The sequence below is a fragment of the Candidatus Pedobacter colombiensis genome (assembly GCA_029202485.1).
Classification (GTDB): Bacteria; Bacteroidota; Bacteroidia; order Sphingobacteriales; family Sphingobacteriaceae; genus Pedobacter; species Pedobacter colombiensis.
Genome location: CP119313.1, coordinates 4,175,003 through 4,196,815 on the forward strand (window position 1 = coordinate 4,175,003; position 21,813 = coordinate 4,196,815).

The 21,813-nt window shown below is 37.9% G+C and carries 20 protein-coding genes and 2 tRNA genes; 12 read left to right on the top strand and 10 right to left on the bottom strand.

Going from position 1 to position 21,813, the window contains the following annotated elements; genetic code table 11:
• Window positions 1-18: 18 nt before the first annotated feature.
• The 5 genes from P0Y49_17490 to P0Y49_17510 are packed head-to-tail and all read right to left on the bottom strand — an operon-like array spanning window position 19 to window position 4,224.
• On the bottom strand, window positions 19-1,146 hold the full coding sequence (locus P0Y49_17490) for a cellulase family glycosylhydrolase (protein WEK18586.1): 1,128 nt from the start codon (window positions 1,144-1,146) through the stop codon (window positions 19-21).
• A 25-nt stretch (window positions 1,147-1,171) separates the two neighbouring features.
• Window positions 1,172-2,485, bottom strand: coding sequence for an alpha/beta fold hydrolase (locus tag P0Y49_17495; GenBank protein WEK18587.1), 1,314 nt, complete (start codon window positions 2,483-2,485; stop codon window positions 1,172-1,174).
• Between the two features lie 33 nt (window positions 2,486-2,518).
• Window positions 2,519-2,971, bottom strand: coding sequence for a DsrE family protein (locus tag P0Y49_17500; GenBank protein WEK18588.1), 453 nt, complete (start codon window positions 2,969-2,971; stop codon window positions 2,519-2,521).
• Window positions 2,972-3,010: 39 nt separating this feature from the next.
• The gene (locus tag P0Y49_17505; protein WEK18589.1) at window positions 3,011-3,748 is read right to left on the bottom strand and encodes a hypothetical protein; all 738 of its coding nucleotides are present in this window, start codon (window positions 3,746-3,748) and stop codon (window positions 3,011-3,013) included.
• Window positions 3,749-3,762: 14 nt separating this feature from the next.
• Window positions 3,763-4,224, bottom strand: a complete 462-nt coding sequence (locus tag P0Y49_17510; protein ID WEK18590.1) for a DUF4268 domain-containing protein — start codon at window positions 4,222-4,224, stop codon at window positions 3,763-3,765.
• Between the two features lie 319 nt (window positions 4,225-4,543).
• Here P0Y49_17510 and P0Y49_17515 point away from each other — a divergent pair.
• The 4 genes from P0Y49_17515 (at window position 4,544) to P0Y49_17530 (ending at window position 5,768) form a co-directional block, all read left to right on the top strand.
• Window positions 4,544-4,620: transfer RNA gene (locus tag P0Y49_17515), tRNA-Ala, on the top strand.
• Between the two features lie 50 nt (window positions 4,621-4,670).
• Window positions 4,671-4,753 (top strand) — tRNA-Tyr (locus tag P0Y49_17520).
• A 141-nt stretch (window positions 4,754-4,894) separates the two neighbouring features.
• Window positions 4,895-5,182 (top strand): hypothetical protein, encoded by a 288-nt coding sequence (locus tag P0Y49_17525; GenBank protein WEK18591.1) that lies wholly within the window; start codon window positions 4,895-4,897, stop codon window positions 5,180-5,182.
• Window positions 5,183-5,195: 13 nt separating this feature from the next.
• A complete protein-coding gene (locus P0Y49_17530; GenBank protein ID WEK18592.1) occupies window positions 5,196-5,768 on the top strand; it encodes a hypothetical protein in 573 nt (190 codons plus the stop codon).
• A gap of 703 nt (window positions 5,769-6,471) precedes the next feature.
• Here the strand turns inward: P0Y49_17530 and P0Y49_17535 are convergent.
• Window positions 6,472-6,741, bottom strand: a complete 270-nt coding sequence (locus P0Y49_17535) for a hypothetical protein (GenBank protein WEK18593.1) — start codon at window positions 6,739-6,741, stop codon at window positions 6,472-6,474.
• 954 nt (window positions 6,742-7,695) lie between these two features.
• Between P0Y49_17535 and P0Y49_17540 the strand changes: the two genes are divergently transcribed.
• Together P0Y49_17540 and P0Y49_17545 are read left to right on the top strand one after the other, a co-directional pair.
• Window positions 7,696-7,956, top strand: coding sequence for a type II toxin-antitoxin system HicA family toxin (locus tag P0Y49_17540; GenBank protein ID WEK18594.1), 261 nt, complete (start codon window positions 7,696-7,698; stop codon window positions 7,954-7,956).
• The gene (locus tag P0Y49_17545; protein WEK18595.1) at window positions 7,940-8,308 is read left to right on the top strand and encodes a type II toxin-antitoxin system HicB family antitoxin; all 369 of its coding nucleotides are present in this window, start codon (window positions 7,940-7,942) and stop codon (window positions 8,306-8,308) included. Before P0Y49_17540 ends, P0Y49_17545 begins: the two co-directional genes overlap by 17 nt.
• 2 nt (window positions 8,309-8,310) lie before the next feature.
• Here the strand turns inward: P0Y49_17545 and P0Y49_17550 are convergent, their stop codons facing one another.
• On the bottom strand, window positions 8,311-9,123 hold the full coding sequence (locus P0Y49_17550) for an AraC family transcriptional regulator (protein ID WEK18596.1): 813 nt from the start codon (window positions 9,121-9,123) through the stop codon (window positions 8,311-8,313).
• Between the two features lie 84 nt (window positions 9,124-9,207).
• On the opposite strand from P0Y49_17550, the gene P0Y49_17555 reads away from it, so the two are divergent.
• The 4 genes from P0Y49_17555 to P0Y49_17570 all read left to right on the top strand — a co-directional run bounded on the left by P0Y49_17555 (window position 9,208) and on the right by P0Y49_17570 (window position 14,472).
• Window positions 9,208-10,548 carry a TolC family protein gene (locus P0Y49_17555; protein ID WEK18597.1) on the top strand — a complete coding sequence of 447 codons (1,341 nt, stop codon included), beginning with the start codon at window positions 9,208-9,210 and terminating at the stop codon, window positions 10,546-10,548.
• 27 nt (window positions 10,549-10,575) lie between these two features.
• Window positions 10,576-11,628, top strand: coding sequence for an HlyD family secretion protein (locus tag P0Y49_17560; GenBank protein WEK18598.1), 1,053 nt, complete (start codon window positions 10,576-10,578; stop codon window positions 11,626-11,628).
• 2 nt (window positions 11,629-11,630) lie between these two features.
• Window positions 11,631-13,214, top strand: a complete 1,584-nt coding sequence (locus P0Y49_17565) for an MFS transporter (protein ID WEK18599.1) — start codon at window positions 11,631-11,633, stop codon at window positions 13,212-13,214.
• A 196-nt stretch (window positions 13,215-13,410) separates the two neighbouring features.
• On the top strand, window positions 13,411-14,472 hold the full coding sequence (locus P0Y49_17570) for a hypothetical protein (GenBank protein ID WEK18600.1): 1,062 nt from the start codon (window positions 13,411-13,413) through the stop codon (window positions 14,470-14,472).
• A 177-nt stretch (window positions 14,473-14,649) separates the two neighbouring features.
• On the opposite strand, the gene lpxB is transcribed toward P0Y49_17570, so the two are convergent.
• From lpxB to surE, 3 genes are read right to left on the bottom strand one after another with little or no spacing between them, the layout of a single operon-like run.
• Entirely contained in the window at window positions 14,650-15,795 is a 1,146-nt protein-coding gene (gene lpxB / locus P0Y49_17575) for a lipid-A-disaccharide synthase (protein WEK18601.1), read from the bottom strand.
• A complete protein-coding gene (locus P0Y49_17580) occupies window positions 15,792-16,076 on the bottom strand; it encodes a stationary phase survival protein SurE (GenBank protein ID WEK18602.1) in 285 nt (94 codons plus the stop codon). The genes lpxB and P0Y49_17580 overlap by 4 nt, the downstream gene beginning before the upstream one ends.
• Before the next feature lie 2 nt (window positions 16,077-16,078).
• Window positions 16,079-16,894 (bottom strand): 5'/3'-nucleotidase SurE, encoded by an 816-nt coding sequence (surE, locus tag P0Y49_17585; protein WEK18603.1) that lies wholly within the window; start codon window positions 16,892-16,894, stop codon window positions 16,079-16,081.
• Between the two features lie 204 nt (window positions 16,895-17,098).
• On the opposite strand from surE, the gene P0Y49_17590 reads away from it, so the two are divergent.
• Together P0Y49_17590 and P0Y49_17595 are read left to right on the top strand one after the other, a co-directional pair.
• Window positions 17,099-20,032: an insulinase family protein gene (locus tag P0Y49_17590; protein ID WEK18604.1), complete on the top strand. Its 2,934-nt coding sequence runs from the start codon at window positions 17,099-17,101 to the stop codon at window positions 20,030-20,032.
• 101 nt (window positions 20,033-20,133) lie between these two features.
• A complete protein-coding gene (locus tag P0Y49_17595; protein WEK18605.1) occupies window positions 20,134-21,753 on the top strand; it encodes a hypothetical protein in 1,620 nt (539 codons plus the stop codon).
• Window positions 21,754-21,813 lie beyond the last annotated feature (60 nt).

The following is a 21,813-nucleotide window of genomic DNA, read 5'->3' on the forward strand; positions in this document are numbered from 1 at the left end:
CTTTCCGGAAACCAAAGCTCATTTTATTGCAACTATACTTCTAATCAAATCGATTTCTTCCTGCTTATATGGGGTTCCGTCTTTTCTAAATATATCGTGAAACCACAAAGCGGGCTCATCATTATACTTCTTTGTCCAGCTATCCCAGGGATAAATCGTTTGTGATTTTCCATCCACAAATCCCCAGTTAATCATTCCGACCTTATGTTTCTTCGCCGTAGGCAAAAAACCCTCAAATGTACTTCCAGTTGGACGCGCCATATACTCCGTACAGATTAAAGGCCTGTGGTAACGCTCCAATTGTTTCATTTTATTAGCAAACTCTTCCGGTTTACCATAATTGTGAAAAGTAATGATGTCAGATTCTCCAATCTGAACCTTCTCAACAGCCCGCAATGAAGCGTCAGAAGTCCAGTTACCTGTCCAGACACCTGAAGTTAAAGGTTGGGTAGGATTTACCGACCTCGCCCATTCAAAAGTTTTTTTAATTAATGGGAGTACATAGGTTGCTTTATCTGCCAGATCTACCTTCCCGTAGGAATTCCCATTGATATTATCAGGTTCATTCCATAAGTCCCAGGCAAGAATTCTTTTATCCTTTGCAAATCTGGAAATAACGCCCTTTACATAACGCTCTAATCGTGGATATTGAGCGGGATCTTTTAACGCGGTTAAACCTGGACTTTGAACCCAACCAGAATTATGTACATAAGGGACAGGTTTTGGTTGCTTTCCAGATTTTGGAAAAGGATCCCAACAGGAGTCGAAAATCACAAATACAGGCTTAATTCCATTTCTGGCGGCAATATTCAAAAACACATTTATACGTTTCATAAATCCTGCCGAGTCTGCCTGAAATGGAAGATCATGAAGATATACCCTCATGGTATTCATCCCTAATGACTTTGCCCAGCCCAACTCACGCTTAATGGTTACCGGGTCAAAAGTATCTGCCTGCCACATTTCCAGTTGGTTAATGGCCGTGCTCGGTAAAAAGTTTGACCCCAACAACCAAGGCATTTTTTTATACCAGTCATTAGCTTGCTCTACAGTCCAAAGCTCTCTTTTATGTTGATTTCGTTTTTGACTAAAAGCCCCATGAATAAATACACAAAAAAGAAAAACAATTATTTTACATGATCCCATGGTTGAATATTGGCTATTTTTACGACTATCTGGACTTGATCCAGTTGACAATATCGGTAATCAGCTCTTCCGACACACTCGATGGAGTACTGTATTGTTCTAGTGAACCCTTCTCTGTTTGCCAACTCATTAGATGATTAAGATTAGGATACAGTTTCAGCTCCACATTTTTCTTTTTATCAAGCGCTGCATTCCATAAATCATAATCGGTTGTCGATACCTGAAAATCATAAGCTCCCTGAGCTATAAACATGCGCTGCTTCAATTTTTTTGCAACTTCAACCTGGTTGTAATTATTAATATCAACCCAATAAGCTGCTGGCAGTACTAAAACATTAGAATCTGGCTTCATTGCTCCCAATTGAGTAATCCTGGTTTTATCCAGTAGCTTAATCACACTATCGAGTTGTAATTTACCTGCCCGAGTAGTATCCTTAGAAAGTGTAAATCCGTACTTATTCTGTTCAACCATCATATCGGTCAATGATCTTGCCGGGGCAGCAAGCAACAAAATCCCATTCAAATCAGGCGCCAACATTGCCAGTCTTGGAGCAAGCATTCCGCCCAGGCTATGCCCTAATAAATAAATTTGCTTTTTATCCGCCTCGGGAATTGTTCTTGCCAAAGCAACCGCAGCTACCGCATCATCTAAAACTTCTTCTTTAACTGTAAAAGCACCATTAAAGTCATTCGGATAAACCATTGTTCTCTTCACATAACGGATGCTAGCGATACCTTTAGCGGCCAAACCAGCTGCAAGATCTTTGAATGGCTTATTTGGACCAACAGTTTCATCCATATCACCTGGGCCAGAGCCATGTACAAAAACAACTATTGGATAGTTAGTTACATTTTTTGGAACAGTCAATAGTCCTACCAGATTATGACCTGGTGTTTTCACATTGATTTCCGTTTCCTTATATAAAGTTGTATCAGCATACGCTGGCGGCACATAAGCTGCAGCTGCAGACTTTGGCTGAAGGAAAAAGCCAACTATCTTCTCATTTTTATTATACGCAAGCATAAAATTCTGCGTATCGTTGTCAAACCGTCCTTCTACAACAACCGTATAAAACTCACCTTCATTTTTGCTGTTTAATATCGCAACAGCATCAAGTTTCCCAAATCTTTCACCTATTTTTTCCCATAGTGATTTTAAATCATCTTGTGTCACCTTAGCTTGAAAGGAGGAATCAAAACAAGCATAAGCCTCGGTATATTTAGCCTCGGAAAACAGATTAAACAAATTTTGAGATTTGCCTATAAGACTTAAAATACCTTGCGAAAATGATGCGCTTGAAATTAAAAGGGCAAAAAATAACAGAATTACTTTCTTCATATAAATGGTTTAAAGGTTTTTAGGTATAATTTTTTAAGGATGAACGACCGCCCAGCCTTGTTGTTGCCTGATGATGATCTCTCCGTTGCCACTAGGCACAAAGTTTACAAAATCATACAAGGTGCTTTTATCAATATTTCGTTCCTTAAGGGTATTTTCGCATTCTGCGAGTAGCACACCTCTTGCTTTTAAATCTTTAAGCTTCTCTTGATACGGACTATTTTTATCAAAAGCGGCTACTCCGTCTCCAAAAACAACAAGTTCTACTTCCAGTTTCCCTTTAAGCCGCGGATCTTCCAATGCATTTTTAATATTGCGAAGGGTGCCGTTGATTTTTTTTTCATCGCTATTATTTAGCACATATAATGCCTTATAGTGTTTCAGCGTAGCTTTTGCCCCGGTAAAAACATTTTGTGTTTGAGATTGAGCGGAGAAAGAAATGCCAAACAGCAAAAGGAATGAAAAAATTATGGTATATGGTTTCATGTGTACTAAAATTATAACGGCACAATATACCCGATTTTTTTAAAAATCCTTCATCCAGTCTTCGCTTTGATTGGTTTCCAGATTTAGGTGTTCAAAGCGCTTGTATGCGCAATAAGAACCCATTTCCTGATCCGCATTGATAAAAATTCCACCGGCAATAATAATGTGCTTACAAGGGTAGTTTGTTCTCGAAATCAAAATATTTATCCGCTGTTCTATGGCTTCATACATCACCTCTGTGGCCTCAAAAAGCGGGTTTTCCTCTGCTTTAATACGCGCTGCATTTCGCAAAAAAATCTGTTCAATAGCATTCATCTGGTAATCTAATGCAGTAATGTCATCTTGCAGGATCTCATTTTTCATCAATTTACTCAGCGCAGCACTAGCCGCTCCACAGCAGGCAGAATTAGTTTGTTGCCCTATGCGATGTATTTCTCCTAATACACCATCTTCGGTGATACCAATATGTGGAGCATAGAAAATAACAACAGCTCCTGATTCAGGCACATGGTTTGCAAAAGCATTCATTCCTGTAATCCCAGCGAAAGGGAACCCACTTAAACCACCCATTTTAAAGGGACCAAGCATTTCGTATGCCCTGGCCGGATACTGAATAATATTTACATCATCACAACATATGCTGTCGGCATACATCAGTTGCCCGGCTTTCAAACCAAGCTTCTTTTCAACCACATCCAATAGGGTATCAATTGCATCTTCAGTTGCTTTTGCTGTTGGATAAAATTTACGTACCGTATTCAGATATTCTTTGTCCATTGGCATTTGTGCTTTTATTTAAACACTTCGAAACTAGTTTGTGCATCACTCCAAAACTCATCCAATGCAATCATTCTTGGCTTAAAAAATGAGATCAATGTAGGCCAGTCTTCCTTTTTAAATATACTAACCTCCGGCAAGACTTTATAAATACGGGTAATCTTTTTGCCATACTCGTCAATTGCGCCAAGTTCCCAATCCCACTCTTCCTGCAACTGAGCTTCAAATAACTTTTTGAATTCTTTAAATTGTTCGAACACCAATTCCTGCATTCCCAGATCCGGATGCGTAATCTCTATCGCTATTGAAGCCTGACGTTTATCTGCCTGCATTTTAAAGAACAGATGTTTTATCCCTGTTTTATAATTGATCCAGTTGATTTTTAACCCATCGGCAGATAGCTGCGGTGCAATATACTGCCCAAATGCGGTCCAGAATTCCTGTTTTAATTGTGATACTTGATCTTTTGAGTACAATTTGAATCGTATTGAAAATAGTTAAACTTCCTCACTAATCTACCTAATGAGTATAAGACTCCAAAAATACTAGTTTAGAATTATTTTCCTTAATTTTAAGCAGCTTCCATAATGTGGCAAAGAAAAAAACAAATTCTAAAAGAGCTTCTTTCAGAATTAAAATCACGCAAAGAATAAATCACTGCGACAATCAACTGACAATCTGAGCATAAAATTATATTAAGAATTCCCAAAGCACTTATTTCAACATTTAATTTGCAAGGTTTCTAAATTTAATTACTTTTGCCCCATGCCGGTAATTGATTATCGGCAGTTTTATGGGGGATTAGCTCATTTGGCTAGAGCGCTTCGCTGGCAGTGAAGAGGTGATCGGTTCGAATCCGATATTCTCCACCAAAAAAGCTTCAGAGCAATCTGAGGCTTTCTTATTTAGAACATCAAAAAAGGGGGGGATACCAGAGTGGCCAAATGGGACAGACTGTAACTCTGTTGTCGCAAGACTTCGAAGGTTCGAATCCTTCTCCCCCCACTTCTAAAACCTTTCAATGCATCACCTTATACAACTACATTTACTGTTTCAATTTTAACCTGCACCACCGGTTGGTCCATCCCTCGTAAATATTCCCAGCTTACTCGTTAAGCAACAATGAAGTGAAGTACCTATCAATTAATGACGGATCAACTGGATGGCAATAAAACTACCACCTTTATTTCACCTTATGAAATTAAAGCATATAATACTGATATGATAGATATTCCACTAGATCTCTCTACTGTAAAATTCAGTTTTTCTACTGATCCGAGTAAGTTCTCAGTTAGCTTGACTCAAATAGCCAAGTCACTTTTAACGCCTCAATTAATAGATAGCTACAAAGTGAAAGCTGCATCTGTATTTGGAGCGGTGCGGTGGAATAATCAGTGGAAAGGCATTCGCCTGAATGTAAAAATGAAAGACTAAATCTAATTTTAATATGAAAAACAAAATCACTCTTTTCTCTGTAGCAATGCTGTTTTCAATCCAGACGATAGCTCAAGAGGTAACCAAACAAGAACAAGGATATTTTAATTTAACAGAAATAGGGTATTCGTTTGGAAACAAAACTTTTGAGTATCAAGCTGCAAAAAATATTTTCAATTCTACCACGGATGGTACTTATTCACTTAGTTTAAGAAATATCAATGGTATATTTCTTAGTAATCAAATTTCTATTGGTGCAGGGCTTGGGCTTGAAAACTATACTCTCACCGAAAGTAGTCACGATTACAACAATTTACTACTTCTTTTTGTAGATGTTAGATATTACTTTAAAAATGAAAACAATACATTTTTTGTTTATGGTGACGCAGGTGGAGCGGCGAAAATTGCGGACAACTTTAGTAAGGGAACAATGTTCAACCTAGGAGTTGGTTATAAGTTTAAAGTTGCTCCAAGGACAGGGATGATTGGGAGTATAGGATATAATGACCAAACCATAAAAGGAGAACCTAGCGTTACTAAAAATAGATACTATGGTTTTGCGGTTCGAGCAGGCATTTTGTTTTAATTAGAATAACACTATACACTTAATGAATCGTAGTCACAGATTTTTTTGGACCAACGATAAAAACTCTTTATACTTAAGCATATCATTTGCAGTTAAAAACGTAAAAAAATGGTGAGCGATTAGGTGAGTGAAAATCGAAAACCGTATAAAATACTATTTAAACGCTGATTTTAGGAATAAGTTCAGATGCCAGTGGGATCACAGAGAATAGTAACAAAACCACATAAAACCATGCAAATCAAATGATTGCGTAGCTTTTCTGTTTTTAGCCCGAACCCCAAAATATGCATTAAATCGGATCAATGCCATAAATTCTTAAAGTAAACGAAGCATAGGCTTCCAAACACTGCTTTCTTTTAATTTTGATTACCACTTTATCTTTTCACATTCTATTTCAGCAATCTGCTCACCCTCAGTAAGAAGATATGGCATGTATTTAGTAACAAACAATATTGGGTGATTGCATTGAATTAATACATATATTATCCTCTATTTATATTTAAACTGCTATTATACTGCTATTATACTAGTAAAGCAGTAGCATACCAGTATAATAGCAGTACAAGACCAGTAGGAGACCAGTATATATTATACACCAATACAGTTCACTTGACACTCCCGTTTAATGGTGTTCGTTTGAGTATTGCTTTTCCTTTTTGAATGATAAATATAGGCGCAACCACAGGAAACGGTATATTTAAAATCAAAAAAACATATTCTCTCCACAGCATTTGGCATTGATCCGTTTAAACGCAATAAATAACGATGTGCAGTACAGTTCAAAATTGTTAAGCATAAATTTTTGCTGGTATTCATCTGTAAAATCATTGAAATCAAAGATGAGTTGATTGCTTTTCGTTAATACAATCAACCTGTTATCGCAGCGAATCGCTTTCTGCATATATTTATTGGCCGTAACAAAACCGGCCGCAAACCTGTTAAATGACATTACCTGCTCTTTATCCAAAACCATAATACCAGCAAATTTAGAGAAACAATTCCGGACGCGACAAACAAGTACCTTCTAGATACATGAAGGTGTAAGCACTACAAGTTAGGGCTGAGCTACTGTAAGATACGTCTGATCCGGGTGGCAAAGTATAGCCAAAGGATAAGACATCTATAAGCAGCCGTAATTATTTAATCTTTTTTAGGACCTTTCTAGGACGTTACTAGGTCCTTGCTAGGTCAAAATGACCTAATAAAGCTTTAAAAAAGATCTAAAAAAAATTATAAAATATTTCCTTTAATACGACCTCATATAAATACCAACCTTCGTTTTTACCGCCCCTTAACTGTCCACACTCCTCTTTACAATCTTATTATATAATCGCTCCCGAAGATATCCCCTTAAAAAAGAACACCCAGAAGCGCTAATGCACTCCTGGGTGTAGTATGGGTTCAATATGTAATGTATCGAAATTAATCAGCAAGCGTCCAATGATTTGAAGCTTAAACGTCTGCTTAACCAAACTATGCAAATGTACACATTCTAGCGGAAAAATACCATCTATCGTCAAAGTATATTTGAAAACCCGCTAAAACTCTATCCTATAATTGATTGCCGGAATAATCCCACTCCATTTTGAGATTCTACAATCTGCTTACTCGAATTGTAGAACATACCTACTGTGTTTTCCCGGTTCAAAAGATTTTGAATATCAATAATAATCAAATGGCTAACTCTTTTACTATTGATGCAAGAGCTAGCAGAAAAATCAACCCTTACTTACTCAGATCGATTACTTCTTCATCCAATCTAAAAGACTCTTCTACCAGAATTAGAGAATATCTCCTGCCGCCAGCATAAATTAATTAACAACGCCGTACCAACGTATTAGGCTTTGGGTATAGATTAGTCTTATTAAAAAGATGAGCACAATTATGTGTAACTATTTTTTAGTTACAAAATTAACTGTATATTTGTATGAGCAAAATAGAGAAGCTATTAGCAAGATTATATTCAAAACCAAAAGACTTTACCTGGCAGGAGGCCATTAGAATATTAAACCATTATGGATTTGAAGAAATAAAAAGAGGTAAAACTGGTGGTTCCAGAAGAAAATTTGCAAATAAATATAAGGATGTTATAAGTATACATGAGCCACATCCCGGCAATATTTTAAAGAGCTACCAAATTGATTTAATTCAACAACAACTTAATCAACATTATGAAAAACTATTTTGAATATGAAGGTTATATCGGTTCTGTAGAGTTTAGTGCAGAAGATCGTGTTTTTTTTGGTAAAATACATGGAATAAATGATTTAGTAACTTTTGAGGGCGCCTCTGTAAACGAGTTAGAAGCAGCTTTTAAAGAGGCTATAACCGACTACTTAAGAACTTGTGAAGAATTAGGGAAAAAACCAGACAAAACATATAAGGGTTCTTTTAACGTAAGAGTTTCTGAAAAACTTCATCAAGATTCTGCCCTTTTAGCTAAAAAGAAAGGTGTTAACCTTAATGAACTTGTAAAAGCCTCATTAAGCTATATGGTTCAACATGAAGAATTACTTAACAAGGAGACGCTCTACGCATAAGCTCACCTTTTATCCAGCACATTTTTCATTTTTACATATTCCGACGGCCTTATACCTAATATCTTATAAAACGTGGTGCTAAAGGTGGGTATGCTATTATATCCTACTTGCGCGGCAACTTCCTTTACTGATAGTTTATCCACAAGTAACAGTTTTAATGCCCGCATCATACGCTGAACGGTATAATACCGGATAAAAGACATCCCTACATCACTTTGAAAAAGTCGCGAGAGGCTTCTTTCGCTTAAACAAAAACGCGAAGCGAGTTCAGGGAATACAATCACATCATGCAGATTTAATTCCATAAACCTGATTACCTCTACAAGCCGTTTATCTTGCGGATAAGGTAAAGCCAATGGAAGATCATACTTGCTTACATCTGGTAAAACAGCTTTTAAAGCCTGAGCAAAACGGTAAGAACTCAGCTGCGTGCTGTCGATGTCTCCGCTCCATCGATTACTATAAATAATCATTTGTAAAAGAAGATCATTTACCGGATAAATAGCAGTCTGTGCATAAAATGGATCTTCGTCCTCCTCAACCGGAAAATATAGATTCCGCATAATCACATCTTTTGAGCCGGGGTGTATGCTATGCGCAACTCCAGGTGCAATCCACATGTAATGTCGGGCCGGGAGGAAAAACGTTTTTACCTTTGTAATAACATGCACCACTCCCCCCTCCGTATACAAGAACTGTCCTTTATTGTGCTGATGGATTGAAATTCCTTCACCCATCAAATCGTGCATACAATAAATCGTTTCCGGATGTTTATCGACTTCTGTTAAATAGTAATCACTGGGACTGTTGGACATGGCTGAAATGAATAATCATTTGTCTTGCAAAGATAATCATGCCAGAATTAATGATTGCAACTTTGTAGTGAAAATTCATAACAAATGGACAAGCGTTCCCTTAATATAAGGGGTTTACTTATTTTAACGGCTATTTATACAGCCACACTCTTCACAACAGCTGCACCAACTTACGGACAGACTGTTCATAAAATCACGCTTGATGAAGCTCTGAACATCGCTAAAGCGCAAAATCATCAGGTTCATCGAGCTAGTGTACAGCAGGAAATTATAGCAGAAAACATTAAAGAAAAGCAGGAACAAAGGCTACCTGAAATTGATTTCCACACCTCATACGCCAGAATAACTGATTTAACAGAATTTAAAAAAGGACTGAGCGACAAGGCTGTAACCACAACGATTCCTGAGTGGGCCGATGTATCAGCCTTTGGAAAAATGCCAATATACAATGGTGGAGAAATTAAATATGCCGTAAAAAAAGCGGAACAACAAAATGCCATTGGACTTCTAAAAATTGAAAAGACTAAACACGACATTCAGATACAGGTAACTGCCACCTTTTTAGGTGTTTTTAAACTAATGGAACTGCAAAAGATCATTGTAGAGAACATTAAGGAGGAAGAGGACCGTTTGCGAGAAGTAAGGGCATTTAAAAAGCAAGGCACAGTTACAGGTAATGAGGTACTACGTGCTGAGTTGCAGTTGTCTGACATGCAACTAAAGCTACTTTCTAATCAAAAAAACATCGCAATTGGCGAACATGAATTACAGACATTATTACAATTACCTGAGGATGAGTCATTCGAAATAAATACCACTAACTTACTCAATCAGAATCTATCTCTGGACAGTTATGAAACTTATCTAACCGCAGCCCAGAATAAGGAAGAAATACGTATTGCCAAACAAGAAGAAGCCATCGGGTTAACAGAACGCAGATTGGCTAAAGGCAATTATTATCCCAAAATATCCCTTATTGCTTCTTATGGATTCAATTATCCAAATTACATGTTCTTCCCGCCCAATCCTTACATCTACACACTCGGAAAAGTAGGTATTGAAGCCAGCTTTAGCCTCTCTAATTTATACAAGAATAAAACAAAGATGCACATAGCCAACAAAAAGATTGCAGAACAAAAAATTGCAACAGCTATAGCAAATGACGAGATCAAAGACCAGATTTTTAAGCAATACACCCAGTACCTGGAAATTATGGACAAGTTGCCGGTAACAGAAAAAGCGAAACTGCAAGCTGCCGAAAACTATCGCATCGTAAAACTGAAATACCTTAATCAGCTGGCATTGATAACAGACATGATAGACGCAGACAATGCTTTATTGCAAGCTAAGTTTAACACTGCTGCTACCCGCATTGATGCTTTAATGAAACACTTTGAACTGCGCTATGCTGCCGGCTTGCTTTAATCCTTTTAACCTAAATACGCTACCAAAATGAGTGCTAAAAAAGCTCCCAAATCACACAGTCCATTCCATCTGTTATTTACCATTCTTGCCAGTCTAATTGCTGCTTCGGGCATCATTATGGGGATTTGGTTCTTCATCTTTTACAACAATAATGAAGAAACCAACGATGCCCAGATTGACCAATATGTAACACCTGTTGCTACGCGTATAAGTGGTTATGTAAAAGAAGTAAGATATATAGAAAACCAGTTTGTACGCAAAGGTGATACGCTTATTATTATTGATGGAAATGAATACAAATCGCATCTTGACCAGGCTCAGGCAGATATAGCATATACCAAAGAGAACGTAACTGTACTTCAAAAAAACGTAGCAACCACCCAGAGTAATATCGGTATCAAACAATCGGAACTAGATGCGGCAAATTCCGAGCTTTGGAAAACCGAACAGGAATACAAGCGCTATACGGCATTATTTAAAGCTGATGCCACAACTGCTCAACAAGTAGAGTTGATGAAATCGAATTATGAATCTGCGGTAGCCAATCACCATAAAATACTTCAAGCTATTAAAACGGCCAAACTAAACACGCTGGAAGCATCGGCAAAAGTTCCGGCTGCCAGAACACTGGTGGGCGCAAAAAAAGCAGCGGTTGATTATGCAGCACTGTACCTTTCCTACACTTTTATCACTGCACCTTATGACGGTTGGGTAGGAAAAAAAACTGTTCAGCCTGGCCAATTGATTAAAGAAGGGCAAACACTCGTATCAGTAGTAAGCAAAGAAAAGTGGGTGATGGCAAACTACAAAGAAACCCAAATTGGAAAAATAACTGTCGGACAACGGGTAACTTTTAAGGCTGATGCAAGTGGCGATCGCGTGTTTAATGGTACCATCGAATCTTTTTCTCCTGCCAGTGGAGCAAGGTTCTCCTTGCTCCCTCCGGATAATGCTACCGGCAATTTTGTAAAAATTGAACAGCGCATCCCCGTACGAATCAAATTAACTGACCCAGAAAAAGAAACAAACTTTTTACGTGCCGGAATGAATGTTATCGTAATTGCTAACCATCAACACTAAATATGTCTGCCAATAGCGTATTCAAGCCCTGGGTTCCCAACTGGGGCATAAAAGCGGTGCTGATCTTCTGCATGTTACATTCTATGGTTTTGTTGGGACTTTACACGGCCAATATGACTTACTCTGCAAGCTTTTTAGATGTTGAGGTTGAAGACATGCAGTATGCAATGAGCATTACTTATGGGACCTTTCTGGCTACCATTATGATCGAAAGTCGCATTTTTAAGTTCTTCCCTACCCGGAATTACTTTATGACCATTTACTTTCTGGCGGCCCTTACTTTTATCATTTCTGGTTATACACATGATTATGTCCTTTTTATTATGCTCAGGATGGCCGAGGGCGTATTGATGGCGCTACCCTGGATCCCACTACGGATGTTGCTGTTAACAAGGTTTAAATCTAAAAATGCAATTATCATTGTCTTCTCACTCACTTACGGTTCGCTTTTAATTGCCTCTCCATTTATTATGAACATCGTGGTCTGGCTATTGGAAAATTATGACTGGAAATATATGGCCTACGGATCAGCGTTTTTTCAGTTTCTGTGCGTTGCATTGATATTGCTAACCTTTAATGGTCACCGTTTTCATAAAAAGACACCTTTATATCAGGTAGACTGGGCTAGTTTCATATTGTTCCATGCTGCCATATTATGCGGAGCATTTGTATTGGTTTATGGAGAAAAGAAGTATTGGTTCCAATCTACGCAAATCATTATTGCCACCCTAGTTACAGTTGTAACTGCAGCCTTATTTACAGTAAGACAATTATTGGTTAAGCGCCCATGCTTTGACATGGCAGTGTTTCGCTATGCAAATTTAAGAACAGGCTTAGCCCTGTTTATTATATTTTACATCTCAAGGGCTACATTAAACATCTGTCACAGTACCATGAGCAAGGTATGGAACTGGGAACCTATCAGAATAGCACATGTACAATATTTAAATGCAGCAGGTAACATAATAGGCATTGCCATTGCAGGAGTACTGTTGTCGCGAGTGGTAGCTACCCGATATATTTTTATCCTGGGATTTTCCTTAATGGCGATTTACCACCTTTGGTTTACCTTTCTATTTGTGTCAGATGCTTCTTTATCTCATATCATCTTCCCTTATATACTACAAGGTGTAGCCGTTGGAATACTCTTCGTCCCCCTGGTATTGTTTACTGTTTCCTCGGTTCCCACTCCATTGGCTCCATTCTCAGGAACGGTTGGTGTAACGGGGAGATTTTTGGGAAGTACAATAGGTTTTTGTCTTATGCAAAACCTTCAGGTTTATTTTGAGCAAAATCATAGAACCAAACTTCAACAGTTTATAAGGCCGGATGATCCTGTTATTCAGGATAAAATGACGCAGTATACCCAAAACTTTTTAGGTAAGGGCTTCTCAACCAGTGAAGCCAACACATTGGCTCTGCAACAAATTACCAGGCAAATATCAAAACAAGCCATGCTGTTATCCAACATGGAAATATTTACTATAGTTGGTATAGGATTGATCATTATTGTTGCCCTTATACTATTCAATCAACATCTGAGGCAAACTTTCGATATTTTCAGAAACAAGCTTTGGGGAGCTTGATAGGTCTACCCCTTTCTGATGAGAAGACAAAGATTACACCTATTGATGAAGGTTTCGACTTTCTAAGTTTCAATATACGCAGGTTCGAGAATGGGCATTAAATATCTTTGTATTTAAATCCTCAAAAAAAATGGTCTCAATTAAATTTTTTATATATTGTCTCTAGTTACTCCATTATTCTACTAAAAGAAAAATCATGAAATTACGTTCTCACCTTAAAATCTGTCTTCTAAGCCATGTATTCCTAATTCATACTCAACAAGGCACGTCACTTGCAGGAACAGCTTCAGATACAAACGACTTATCGACGAAACAGGATGGCAGTGACTGGAAAAATTCCATGAAAATAAGAATTATTATACTTTGCCTCTTTTTATCTTCTTTTTCTAACTTTAGTTATTCTCAAAAAATCTCAAAATTTCATCAACTCTACCAACGGGGTGATGATTATAAGAAATCAAGTAGTTTCAATCTTGCAGAAAAGACCTATCTTCAAGCATTAACCATCTATTCCGGTAACCCAGATCTATACATCGATCTAATTTCGGTTCTTCTTCATCAGCAGAAAAACAACGAAGCAGAAAAATATCTAAAATCAGGCATTTTAAAAGGAGCAAACATAGATAAACTACTGAATGACAGCGCTATTAATAAAAAATTCAAAGAAAGTACTAGTTGGGCGAAGATATATGACATTTACAGGAAAGAATATAATTCTTCAATCCCTTTTCAGGAAGAGCGACTAAAGCTCGTCACTTTACTGCAAAAAGATCAAGATGTGAGAAATTTAATGGAGTATTTTCCCGAACTAAAAAGAGATTCTATAGTTCATTCTTCAGATATAGAAAACAGCGAACAGGTATATGCTATTGTTAAAAAAATTGGCTTCCCAGACCGCGATAAAGTTGGAGAAGATGGCGCAGTTGCAATGTATATTCTCCTCTCCCACTTACTTAACGATGGTCTTAAAGACAAAGATGACCTGGAATACTTTGAACCATTAATCAAAATCTCCGTACTCAAAGGAACTTTTGAGCCCTTTTGGATGGCCAACCTTGTAGACCGGAACCAGGTAATCAGAGGTTTAAAACAGATTTATGGGTCCTATTGGGAATATGATTCAAAATCAGGAAAAAGAATTATAACCCCTGTTGAGCAAATCGAAAACGTAGACCAAAAAAGAGCAGAAATTGGATTGGCCCCACTAAAAACCGTTCAAGCCCTCGGATTAGTTCTTCCTTCTAATTATAAAAACTAAGTAAATGGTGCTCATTAATTCAAATGATGCTGACGTTACTACAAAAAACGTTACTTACTGGTTGTACTATTACGGGATACTTTTTAAGCGGATCAATTATTCTGATGATATCAGCATCCAGGATTTCAAACTTTCTAATCAGACCATAAGCTTTAGCCTTGTTTTAAATGAAAAAATTCATTCATCAGATATCTCCTTTTTTTGGTATAGACGAGGGGTGAACGTTGCCAAATAGTTGAGAATAAGCTTAGCGGTACGTCCTGAAGCGCCTGCTGTACCCATTTTTGCAGATAGCTCTTTATAATCGCTAAGCATTTGCGTTCTTTCAACTCCGCTGAGTATCTCCTTAAGCACATTGGTAATATTTGTCGTATTGCAATCGTTCTGGATCAACTCCGTAACTACGGCCCTATCCATGATTAAATTAACGAGAGATATAAATCTGATTTTGACTAATGCCCGGGCGATAGCCACAGAAATAGCCCCACCTCTGTAAACTACAACCTGAGGTACATGAAACAAAGCAGTTTCGAGTGTAGCTGTACCCGATGCAACAATTGCTGCTTTGGCTACATGAAGCAGGTTATAGGTTTGTGCAAAGACCAAAGTTACATTATCCGATTTAATAAATTGTTTATAATAGGCTTCATCAAAACTCGGTGCTGCTGCAACTACGAAACGATAACCAGGGAAACTTTGTGTAACACTAAGCATATCCGGCAATAATCGCTCTATCTCCTGTTTACGGCTACCCGGCAATAAGGCTATCACATCCCCTTCGAGATGATATTTTTTGCGAAACTCCATGTCTGGCGTAAACTGTGCAATTTCATCCAGCAATGGATTGCCCACATAATCTACCTCCATACCCCAGCTTTTATAAAAATCGACTTCGAAAGGCAAAATACAGAATAGCTTATCTACGATCCGTTTTATTTTAAGTACTCGCTTCTGGTTCCAGGCCCAAACTTTTGGTGAAATATAATAGCAAACTTTAATGCCGTTGGCTTTGGCGAACTCGGCAATCTTTAAATTGAAACCGGGAAAATCAATGAGGATCAGTACATCTGGTTTATAAGCCAGGATAGCAGCTTTGCAGGCTTTTAGATTTTTAAAAATGGTACGCAAGTTTAAAAGCACTTCGGTAAAGCCCATAAAAGCCATTTCGGAATAATGTTTATCCAGTATTCCACCTTCGGCCAGCATTTTATTGCCCCCATAATACCTAAAATCAGCTTTTGCATCTTCAGCCTTTAATGCCTTCATTAAATTAGCGCCATGCAAATCTCCTGAAGCCTCTCCTGCTACTAAATAATACCTCATGACTGGGTTATTTTATAAAAAAAGAATGCAAAGGCCCATAGGAAAGTAGCACTGATAATGCCCCGACCAATATTGTCCTTATTTAATTTAAAAAAGTAATGCATAAATACTGCATTCACGGCAATACATCCGATCAGCAACAAATCAGCTTTTGCTAAAAAAGCAAATCTATGCATCAGGTACCATACTCCCGAAAGTAATATTCCGGGTATCACTAACCCGATACCCAAGCCAATAAATACAGAATTTTTTATTTGTGCTAAGCGATTCCCTAATGTCATAGTTATCCAAGTGAAGATCCATGAGGTGCAGCAGCTGGAGGAACATCGAAATTCCAACTGTTCAAGACAGGAATGGCGTGATGTGCAGTAAGGTCAAATTGTACCGGCACTACCGACACATATCCATGATCCAATGCCCAAACATCTGTATCCTCGCCCTTATCATTGTTTTGAAAAACGCCGGTAAGCCAGTAATACGGACGATTGTGAGGATCTTTACGTTCATCAAATTCTTCAGCCCATTTGGCATTTGCCTGCCTGCAAATCTTAATTCCCTTCAGATCGGGTCCATTAGGAAAATTCACATTTAACAATGTTGCTTGTGGCAATCCATGTTCCAAAACCTGTAAGGAAATGGTTTTGATGAATCTTTTACAATGGCTAAAGTCTGCCTCCTGAGCAAAATCATCCAATGAAAAGCCTATTGATGGAATATTTTCTATTGCACCTTCTACAGCCGCCGACATGGTTCCGGAATATATAACGTTGATCGAATTGTTTAAACCATGGTTGATCCCCGACACACATAGATCCGGTTTTTTACCTTTAAATATTTTATTTACTGCCAGTTTTACACAATCTACAGGAGTACCTGAACATTTGTACATTTCTACTCCCGGATATAAGTCAACACGATCAAAACGCAATGGCTTTCCAATAGTAATGGCATGACCCATGCCCGACTGCGGCCCATCAGGTGCCACAACTACCACATTCCCCAATTCCATCATTACATCAATCAGGTTTTTAATCCCTGGCGCTGTAATACCATCATCATTCACTACTAAAATATTGGGTTTTGAATTTTGCTTCTTCATGCGTATATATTAAAGATCTGAAACAGTTATTAAGTCCCGGCAATATGCCATATTCACCATTCTTGATGAATTTGCTTAACAAACTACATTTGTAGCTGTAAAAGTACAAGAATTCAGATAAAAAGTTTAGCATTCGACTTATATTTGACTATGAGTTACGATAAACTATTGTGACTAAAAAAAACTTACAAATAACTTATTATAATGAAGAACAAATTACTGCTGCTTGTCTGTTTGCTGATAACAGGTTCGAGCTTAATGGCGCAATCTGCCTACCAATGGAAAACGGCATCATCTGGGGGATATACCTATAAGTATGTAACCAACGACCCGACAAAAGCCCGCTTCTATACGTTAAAGAATGGATTAACTGTAGTGCTTTCTCAAAACACCAAAGAGCCAATCATCGAATTTCGACTTGCGGTAAGAGCAGGAAGTAACACAGATCCGCGTAATGCTACAGGTTTAGCCCATTATCTGGAGCATCTATTGTTTAAGGGAACGGATAAATTTGGCACAATGGATTTTGCTAAAGAAAAACCATTGCTCGACAAGATTTCGGCACTTTATGAGCAATATCATGAGACCACCGACCCTGCAAAACGCAAAGAGATCTATGCTGAAATTGATAAAACATCGGGTTTGGCTTCTAACTACTCTATCGCCAATGAGTACGACAAAATGATGAAGGCAATTGGTGGCCAATCTACCAATGCACATACCTGGTACGAAGAAACTGTTTATAATGAAGATTTTCCTGCCAATGCAACGGATCAATTTCTGGCGCTTCAAGCCGAACGCTTCCGCAATCCAATCTTCCGTATCTTCCACACTGAGCTGGAAGCTGTATACGAAGAAAAGAACCGTGGACTGGATAATGATTCATGGAAGATAAATGAACAAACTAGTGCATTGTTATTCCCTACTCATAATTACGGACAACAAACTACTATTGGTACGGTTGAACATTTAAAAAACCCATCGCTGGTAGAAATCAAGAAATATTATGATAAGTATTATGTACCAAATAACATGATCATTGCTTTATCGGGTGATTTTAACCCGGACGAGATGATTAAAAAAGTAGACAAATCATTTGCCTACATGAAACCAAAACCACTTGATCTTTACAACCCAGCTCCTGAAAAACCGCTTACAAAAGTACAGAAGTTAGATATCTACGGTCCAAGTGCAGAAAGTGTAAGAATCTCTTATAGAGGATTTGCTCAAAACACAACGCAAAGTATGCTATTGGATTTGATTTCCAGCATCCTATCTAATGGAAAAGCAGGCTTACTGGACATCAATTTAAATAAGCAACAAAAAGTTTTAGGTGCCGGTGCAGGCTATCAGCAAATGAAAGATTATGGTATTTTCACCCTTTCGGCACAACCTAAACAAGGACAAACCCTGGAACAGGCAAAGCAATTATTGCTTGATCAGATCAACATCCTTAAAAAAGGAGATTTTGATGCAAGCTTAATTAAAGCTACTGTAGCAAACAATAAGCTTGGTTTATTGGAAGCTTTTGATAAAAACAGTTTCCGTGTTGAGGCGATAACAAACGAATTTATTCTTAACCGCGGTGTAAACTGGGACAAATCGTTAGACAATCCTGATGCGATGGCCAAGGTGACCAAGAAACAGATTGTAGACTTTGCCAACCAGTTTTTTAAAGACAATTATGTCGTTGCATACAAGCACAAAGGTGAAGACAAAAGCATTGTTAAGGTTGAAAAACCAGCAATCACTCCGGTAAACACGAATGCTGCTGAGACATCGGATTTTGCAAAAAATTTACTTTCAATGCCGGTTAAACCTATTGCTCCTAAATTTTTGGATTACAAAAAAGATTTAGATTTCGGGAAATCGGGCATTGCAGACGTTATTACTGTTCACAACAAAGACAACAGTATCTTTAGCCTAACTTATCGCTTTGATATGGGGGCATGGAATTACCAGCTTCAACCCTATGCTGCCCAGTACCTGGCTTTTTTAAGTACCGACAAATACAGTGCAGAACAGATTAGCAAAGAGTTTTATAATATTGCCTGCAACTATAGCTTTAACGTGGGTAATGAAACTACTTCTATTACGATAAGCGGGTTGCAGGAAAACTTCGATAAGGCTGTAAGTTTGGTTGAGCATATTTTTGCCAATTGCAAAGCCAACGAGCAAGCGCTTGCAGAATTGAAGAGCCGTATATTAAAATCGAGAGAAAACAATAAACTTAATAAAAGTGCAATTCTTAATGGATTAACCAGTTATGCCCAATATGGTGCGAACAATCCATTTAATCACACTTTAAGCAATGAAGATGTGAAAAACATGACTTCAGCCCAATTGCTGGATATCTTGCACAATATTAACAATTACAAGCATACCATCACTTATTATGGTCCGCTACACTTAAATACATTTACCACAACCATTGGTAAATTACATAGCTTGCCTAAGGAATTTACTCCAGTGACTCCTGCTCAAAAATTCACTTATGCAAACAATACAACCAACCAGGTATATTTTGCTGATTATGACATGGTACAGTCAGAGATCCGCTGGGTACGTAATGCTGGGTTATACAACCCGACCTGGGCACCTAAAGTAACTTTATTTAACAGTTATTTTGGTGGTGGTATGGGCTCGGTAGTTTTCCAAACCATCAGAGAGTCGAAAGCACTGGCATATTCAACTTTTGCAGTATTCTCTGCTCCAGATAGAAAGGAGAAACAATATGCAATGGTGGCTTATGTAGGTTGTCAGGCTGATAAAATGAATGATGCAGTTAAAGGAATGAATGAATTGCTGAACAATTTACCTGAAACCGATAAAGCTTTCGAAGCTTCGAAATACAATGCCTTAAATGCAATTGAAACAAGCAGAATTACCAAAGAGGATATCATTGGTGCTTATTTTACCGATAAAAAATTAGGCTTCGATCACGATTCCAGAATGGATACCTATGCAGGATTAAAACCATTGACTTTTGGTGACATTAAATCATTTCATGAAAATAATGTGGCCAACAAGCCGTATACCTATTGCATCGTTGCTTCAGAGAAAAATGCGAAACCTGAGGATATGCAAAAGTTTGGTCCGGTTACCAAGTTGTCATTGACACAGATTTTTGGTTATTAACGACCAAAATAAAATAAGAAGGAGGCCGTATTAAAGCAATTTAGTACGGCTTCTTTGTATCCCATATTGCATATTCAAATTCCTTATCCTAACTTTATTTAATGCGCTACCGGATAAATCTTATTTTATGGTTATTCTTATTTTCCGGTCATATTGCTTTTGCGCAGCAAGAACAACCATTATTGGTCGACCCTCTTGCCAAACAGCTTTACCTTTACAAACTAGCTAACCCATCGCCTCGTCTGTTTGTCCACTATGATAAAAACATTTATACCAACAATGAGACGATATGGTTTACCGGCTACCTTTTAACAGAATCAGGCACCAATACTGACCAACACAACATCATGTCGGTTGCTTTGATCAGGAATTCGGACAGTTTAATTGTTAAACATCAAAAGTTTCTAATGGCTACAAGCTTGTCTTTTGGAAGTATGGTACTCCCCGATTCTATGTTAGCAGGCGATTATCATCTTCTTGCGAGTACAAACAGGGTTGTAAATGGTGTTCCTGAAGCTGTTTTTATCCAACCTATAACGATAAAAACAAATATCAACCCAAGCTTTAATGCAGGCTTAAAGATACTGGAGCCCGGTATCATAGGCGTAAAGCCAAATCAGGTTCTACTATCCGTAACTACCAGAGATGCCCGTTTTTTACCAAAGCCTGTTGAGGTAAGTTACCGCTATGGACAACTCACTAAAAAAACAAAGACCAACGCTTCAGGTGAGGTCATCTTAAAATTGGATGAACAGGAGAATATTCCCGATCCTAATCTTTATATAAAACTAAGATACGGCAAGGACAGTAGCTTTTTAAACCTTAGTCTGCCTGTTACAAAGCGTAGTGCCAGGGTAGGTTTTTATCCCGAAGGCGGGAACTTAGTTAACGGAGTTCAGTGCCGTGTTGGTGTGGAGATCAAAGATCAACAGCTTGCAGTTGTTTCTTTAAAGGCGCAGCTTTATAAAAATGACAAAGTAATTGATACGATTGAAACCAATAGCTATGGAATTGGCAGCTTTTTACTGAACCCGGAAAAAGGAAGTATTTATAAAATAAAGCTATTACACTCAGGTTTTAAAGATAGCAGTTACCTGCTACCCCCTATCTTAGATAAGGGGATTGGCATTTACATTGCTGAAGCCGCAGCAAAAGATACCCTTAAGGTAAAACTCAGAACCGCCCAAAATGAACACTTCTTTATTAGGGTGCATAATTTTAAAGAGACGTTTATCTACAACCATCTTAATGCAAGAAGTTCGGATACTAACTTAATAATCTCTCTTGAAGAGGTTCCTACGGGGCTCACCACATTAACCATTTCTGATAGTTTGGGCAGGCCGCTTGCAGAAAGGATGTTCTTTGCACATTACAACCCAACATCCAAGCTAACCATTTCATCAGATCAGCCAGTTTATGAGCAAAGGAAAAAGGTAACGCTGAAACTAAAACTTAACCATTCAGATAGTCTGGCAATTGTCTCTATCTCTTGTGTACAAGACAACCGCCTATCATCTAAACTTAATACCGATATAGAAAGCTATACTTATTTGGCAAGTTCACTAACCGCTTTACCTCCCTATAGTATCACAAGAGGTTATGAAGACCTGAGGTATATGGACGACATTTTGCTGGTAAAAGGTTGGCGTAAATATACGTGGCAGGATTTAATGCAAACAAAACCATCTGACACCATAAAAAGTACGACAATACGGTCTTAAGTATTCAAATTACCAACAAAAAACAGCCAATAAGCCAACCCATTCAGATTGCTATTTTAA

Coding starts and splice junctions, on each gene's coding strand:
- P0Y49_17540 (WEK18594.1), top strand. CDS start 7,696: ATGAGCAAAATAGAGAAGCTATTAGCAAGATTATATTCAAAACCAAAA.
- P0Y49_17490 (WEK18586.1), bottom strand. CDS start 1,146: ATGGGATCATGTAAAATAATTGTTTTTCTTTTTTGTGTATTTATTCAT.
- P0Y49_17580 (WEK18602.1), bottom strand. CDS start 16,076: ATGACATTAGGGAATCGCTTAGCACAAATAAAAAATTCTGTATTTATT.
- surE (WEK18603.1), bottom strand. CDS start 16,894: ATGAAGAAGCAAAATTCAAAACCCAATATTTTAGTAGTGAATGATGAT.
- P0Y49_17560 (WEK18598.1), top strand. CDS start 10,576: ATGAGTGCTAAAAAAGCTCCCAAATCACACAGTCCATTCCATCTGTTA.
- P0Y49_17550 (WEK18596.1), bottom strand. CDS start 9,123: ATGTCCAACAGTCCCAGTGATTACTATTTAACAGAAGTCGATAAACAT.
- P0Y49_17530 (WEK18592.1), top strand. CDS start 5,196: ATGAAAAACAAAATCACTCTTTTCTCTGTAGCAATGCTGTTTTCAATC.
- P0Y49_17595 (WEK18605.1), top strand. CDS start 20,134: ATGCGCTACCGGATAAATCTTATTTTATGGTTATTCTTATTTTCCGGT.
- lpxB (WEK18601.1), bottom strand. CDS start 15,795: ATGAGGTATTATTTAGTAGCAGGAGAGGCTTCAGGAGATTTGCATGGC.
- P0Y49_17505 (WEK18589.1), bottom strand. CDS start 3,748: ATGGACAAAGAATATCTGAATACGGTACGTAAATTTTATCCAACAGCA.
- P0Y49_17555 (WEK18597.1), top strand. CDS start 9,208: ATGGACAAGCGTTCCCTTAATATAAGGGGTTTACTTATTTTAACGGCT.
- P0Y49_17590 (WEK18604.1), top strand. CDS start 17,099: ATGAAGAACAAATTACTGCTGCTTGTCTGTTTGCTGATAACAGGTTCG.
- P0Y49_17535 (WEK18593.1), bottom strand. CDS start 6,741: ATGGTTTTGGATAAAGAGCAGGTAATGTCATTTAACAGGTTTGCGGCC.
- P0Y49_17570 (WEK18600.1), top strand. CDS start 13,411: ATGAAATTACGTTCTCACCTTAAAATCTGTCTTCTAAGCCATGTATTC.
- P0Y49_17525 (WEK18591.1), top strand. CDS start 4,895: ATGACGGATCAACTGGATGGCAATAAAACTACCACCTTTATTTCACCT.
- P0Y49_17565 (WEK18599.1), top strand. CDS start 11,631: ATGTCTGCCAATAGCGTATTCAAGCCCTGGGTTCCCAACTGGGGCATA.
- P0Y49_17500 (WEK18588.1), bottom strand. CDS start 2,971: ATGAAACCATATACCATAATTTTTTCATTCCTTTTGCTGTTTGGCATT.
- P0Y49_17495 (WEK18587.1), bottom strand. CDS start 2,485: ATGAAGAAAGTAATTCTGTTATTTTTTGCCCTTTTAATTTCAAGCGCA.
- P0Y49_17545 (WEK18595.1), top strand. CDS start 7,940: ATGAAAAACTATTTTGAATATGAAGGTTATATCGGTTCTGTAGAGTTT.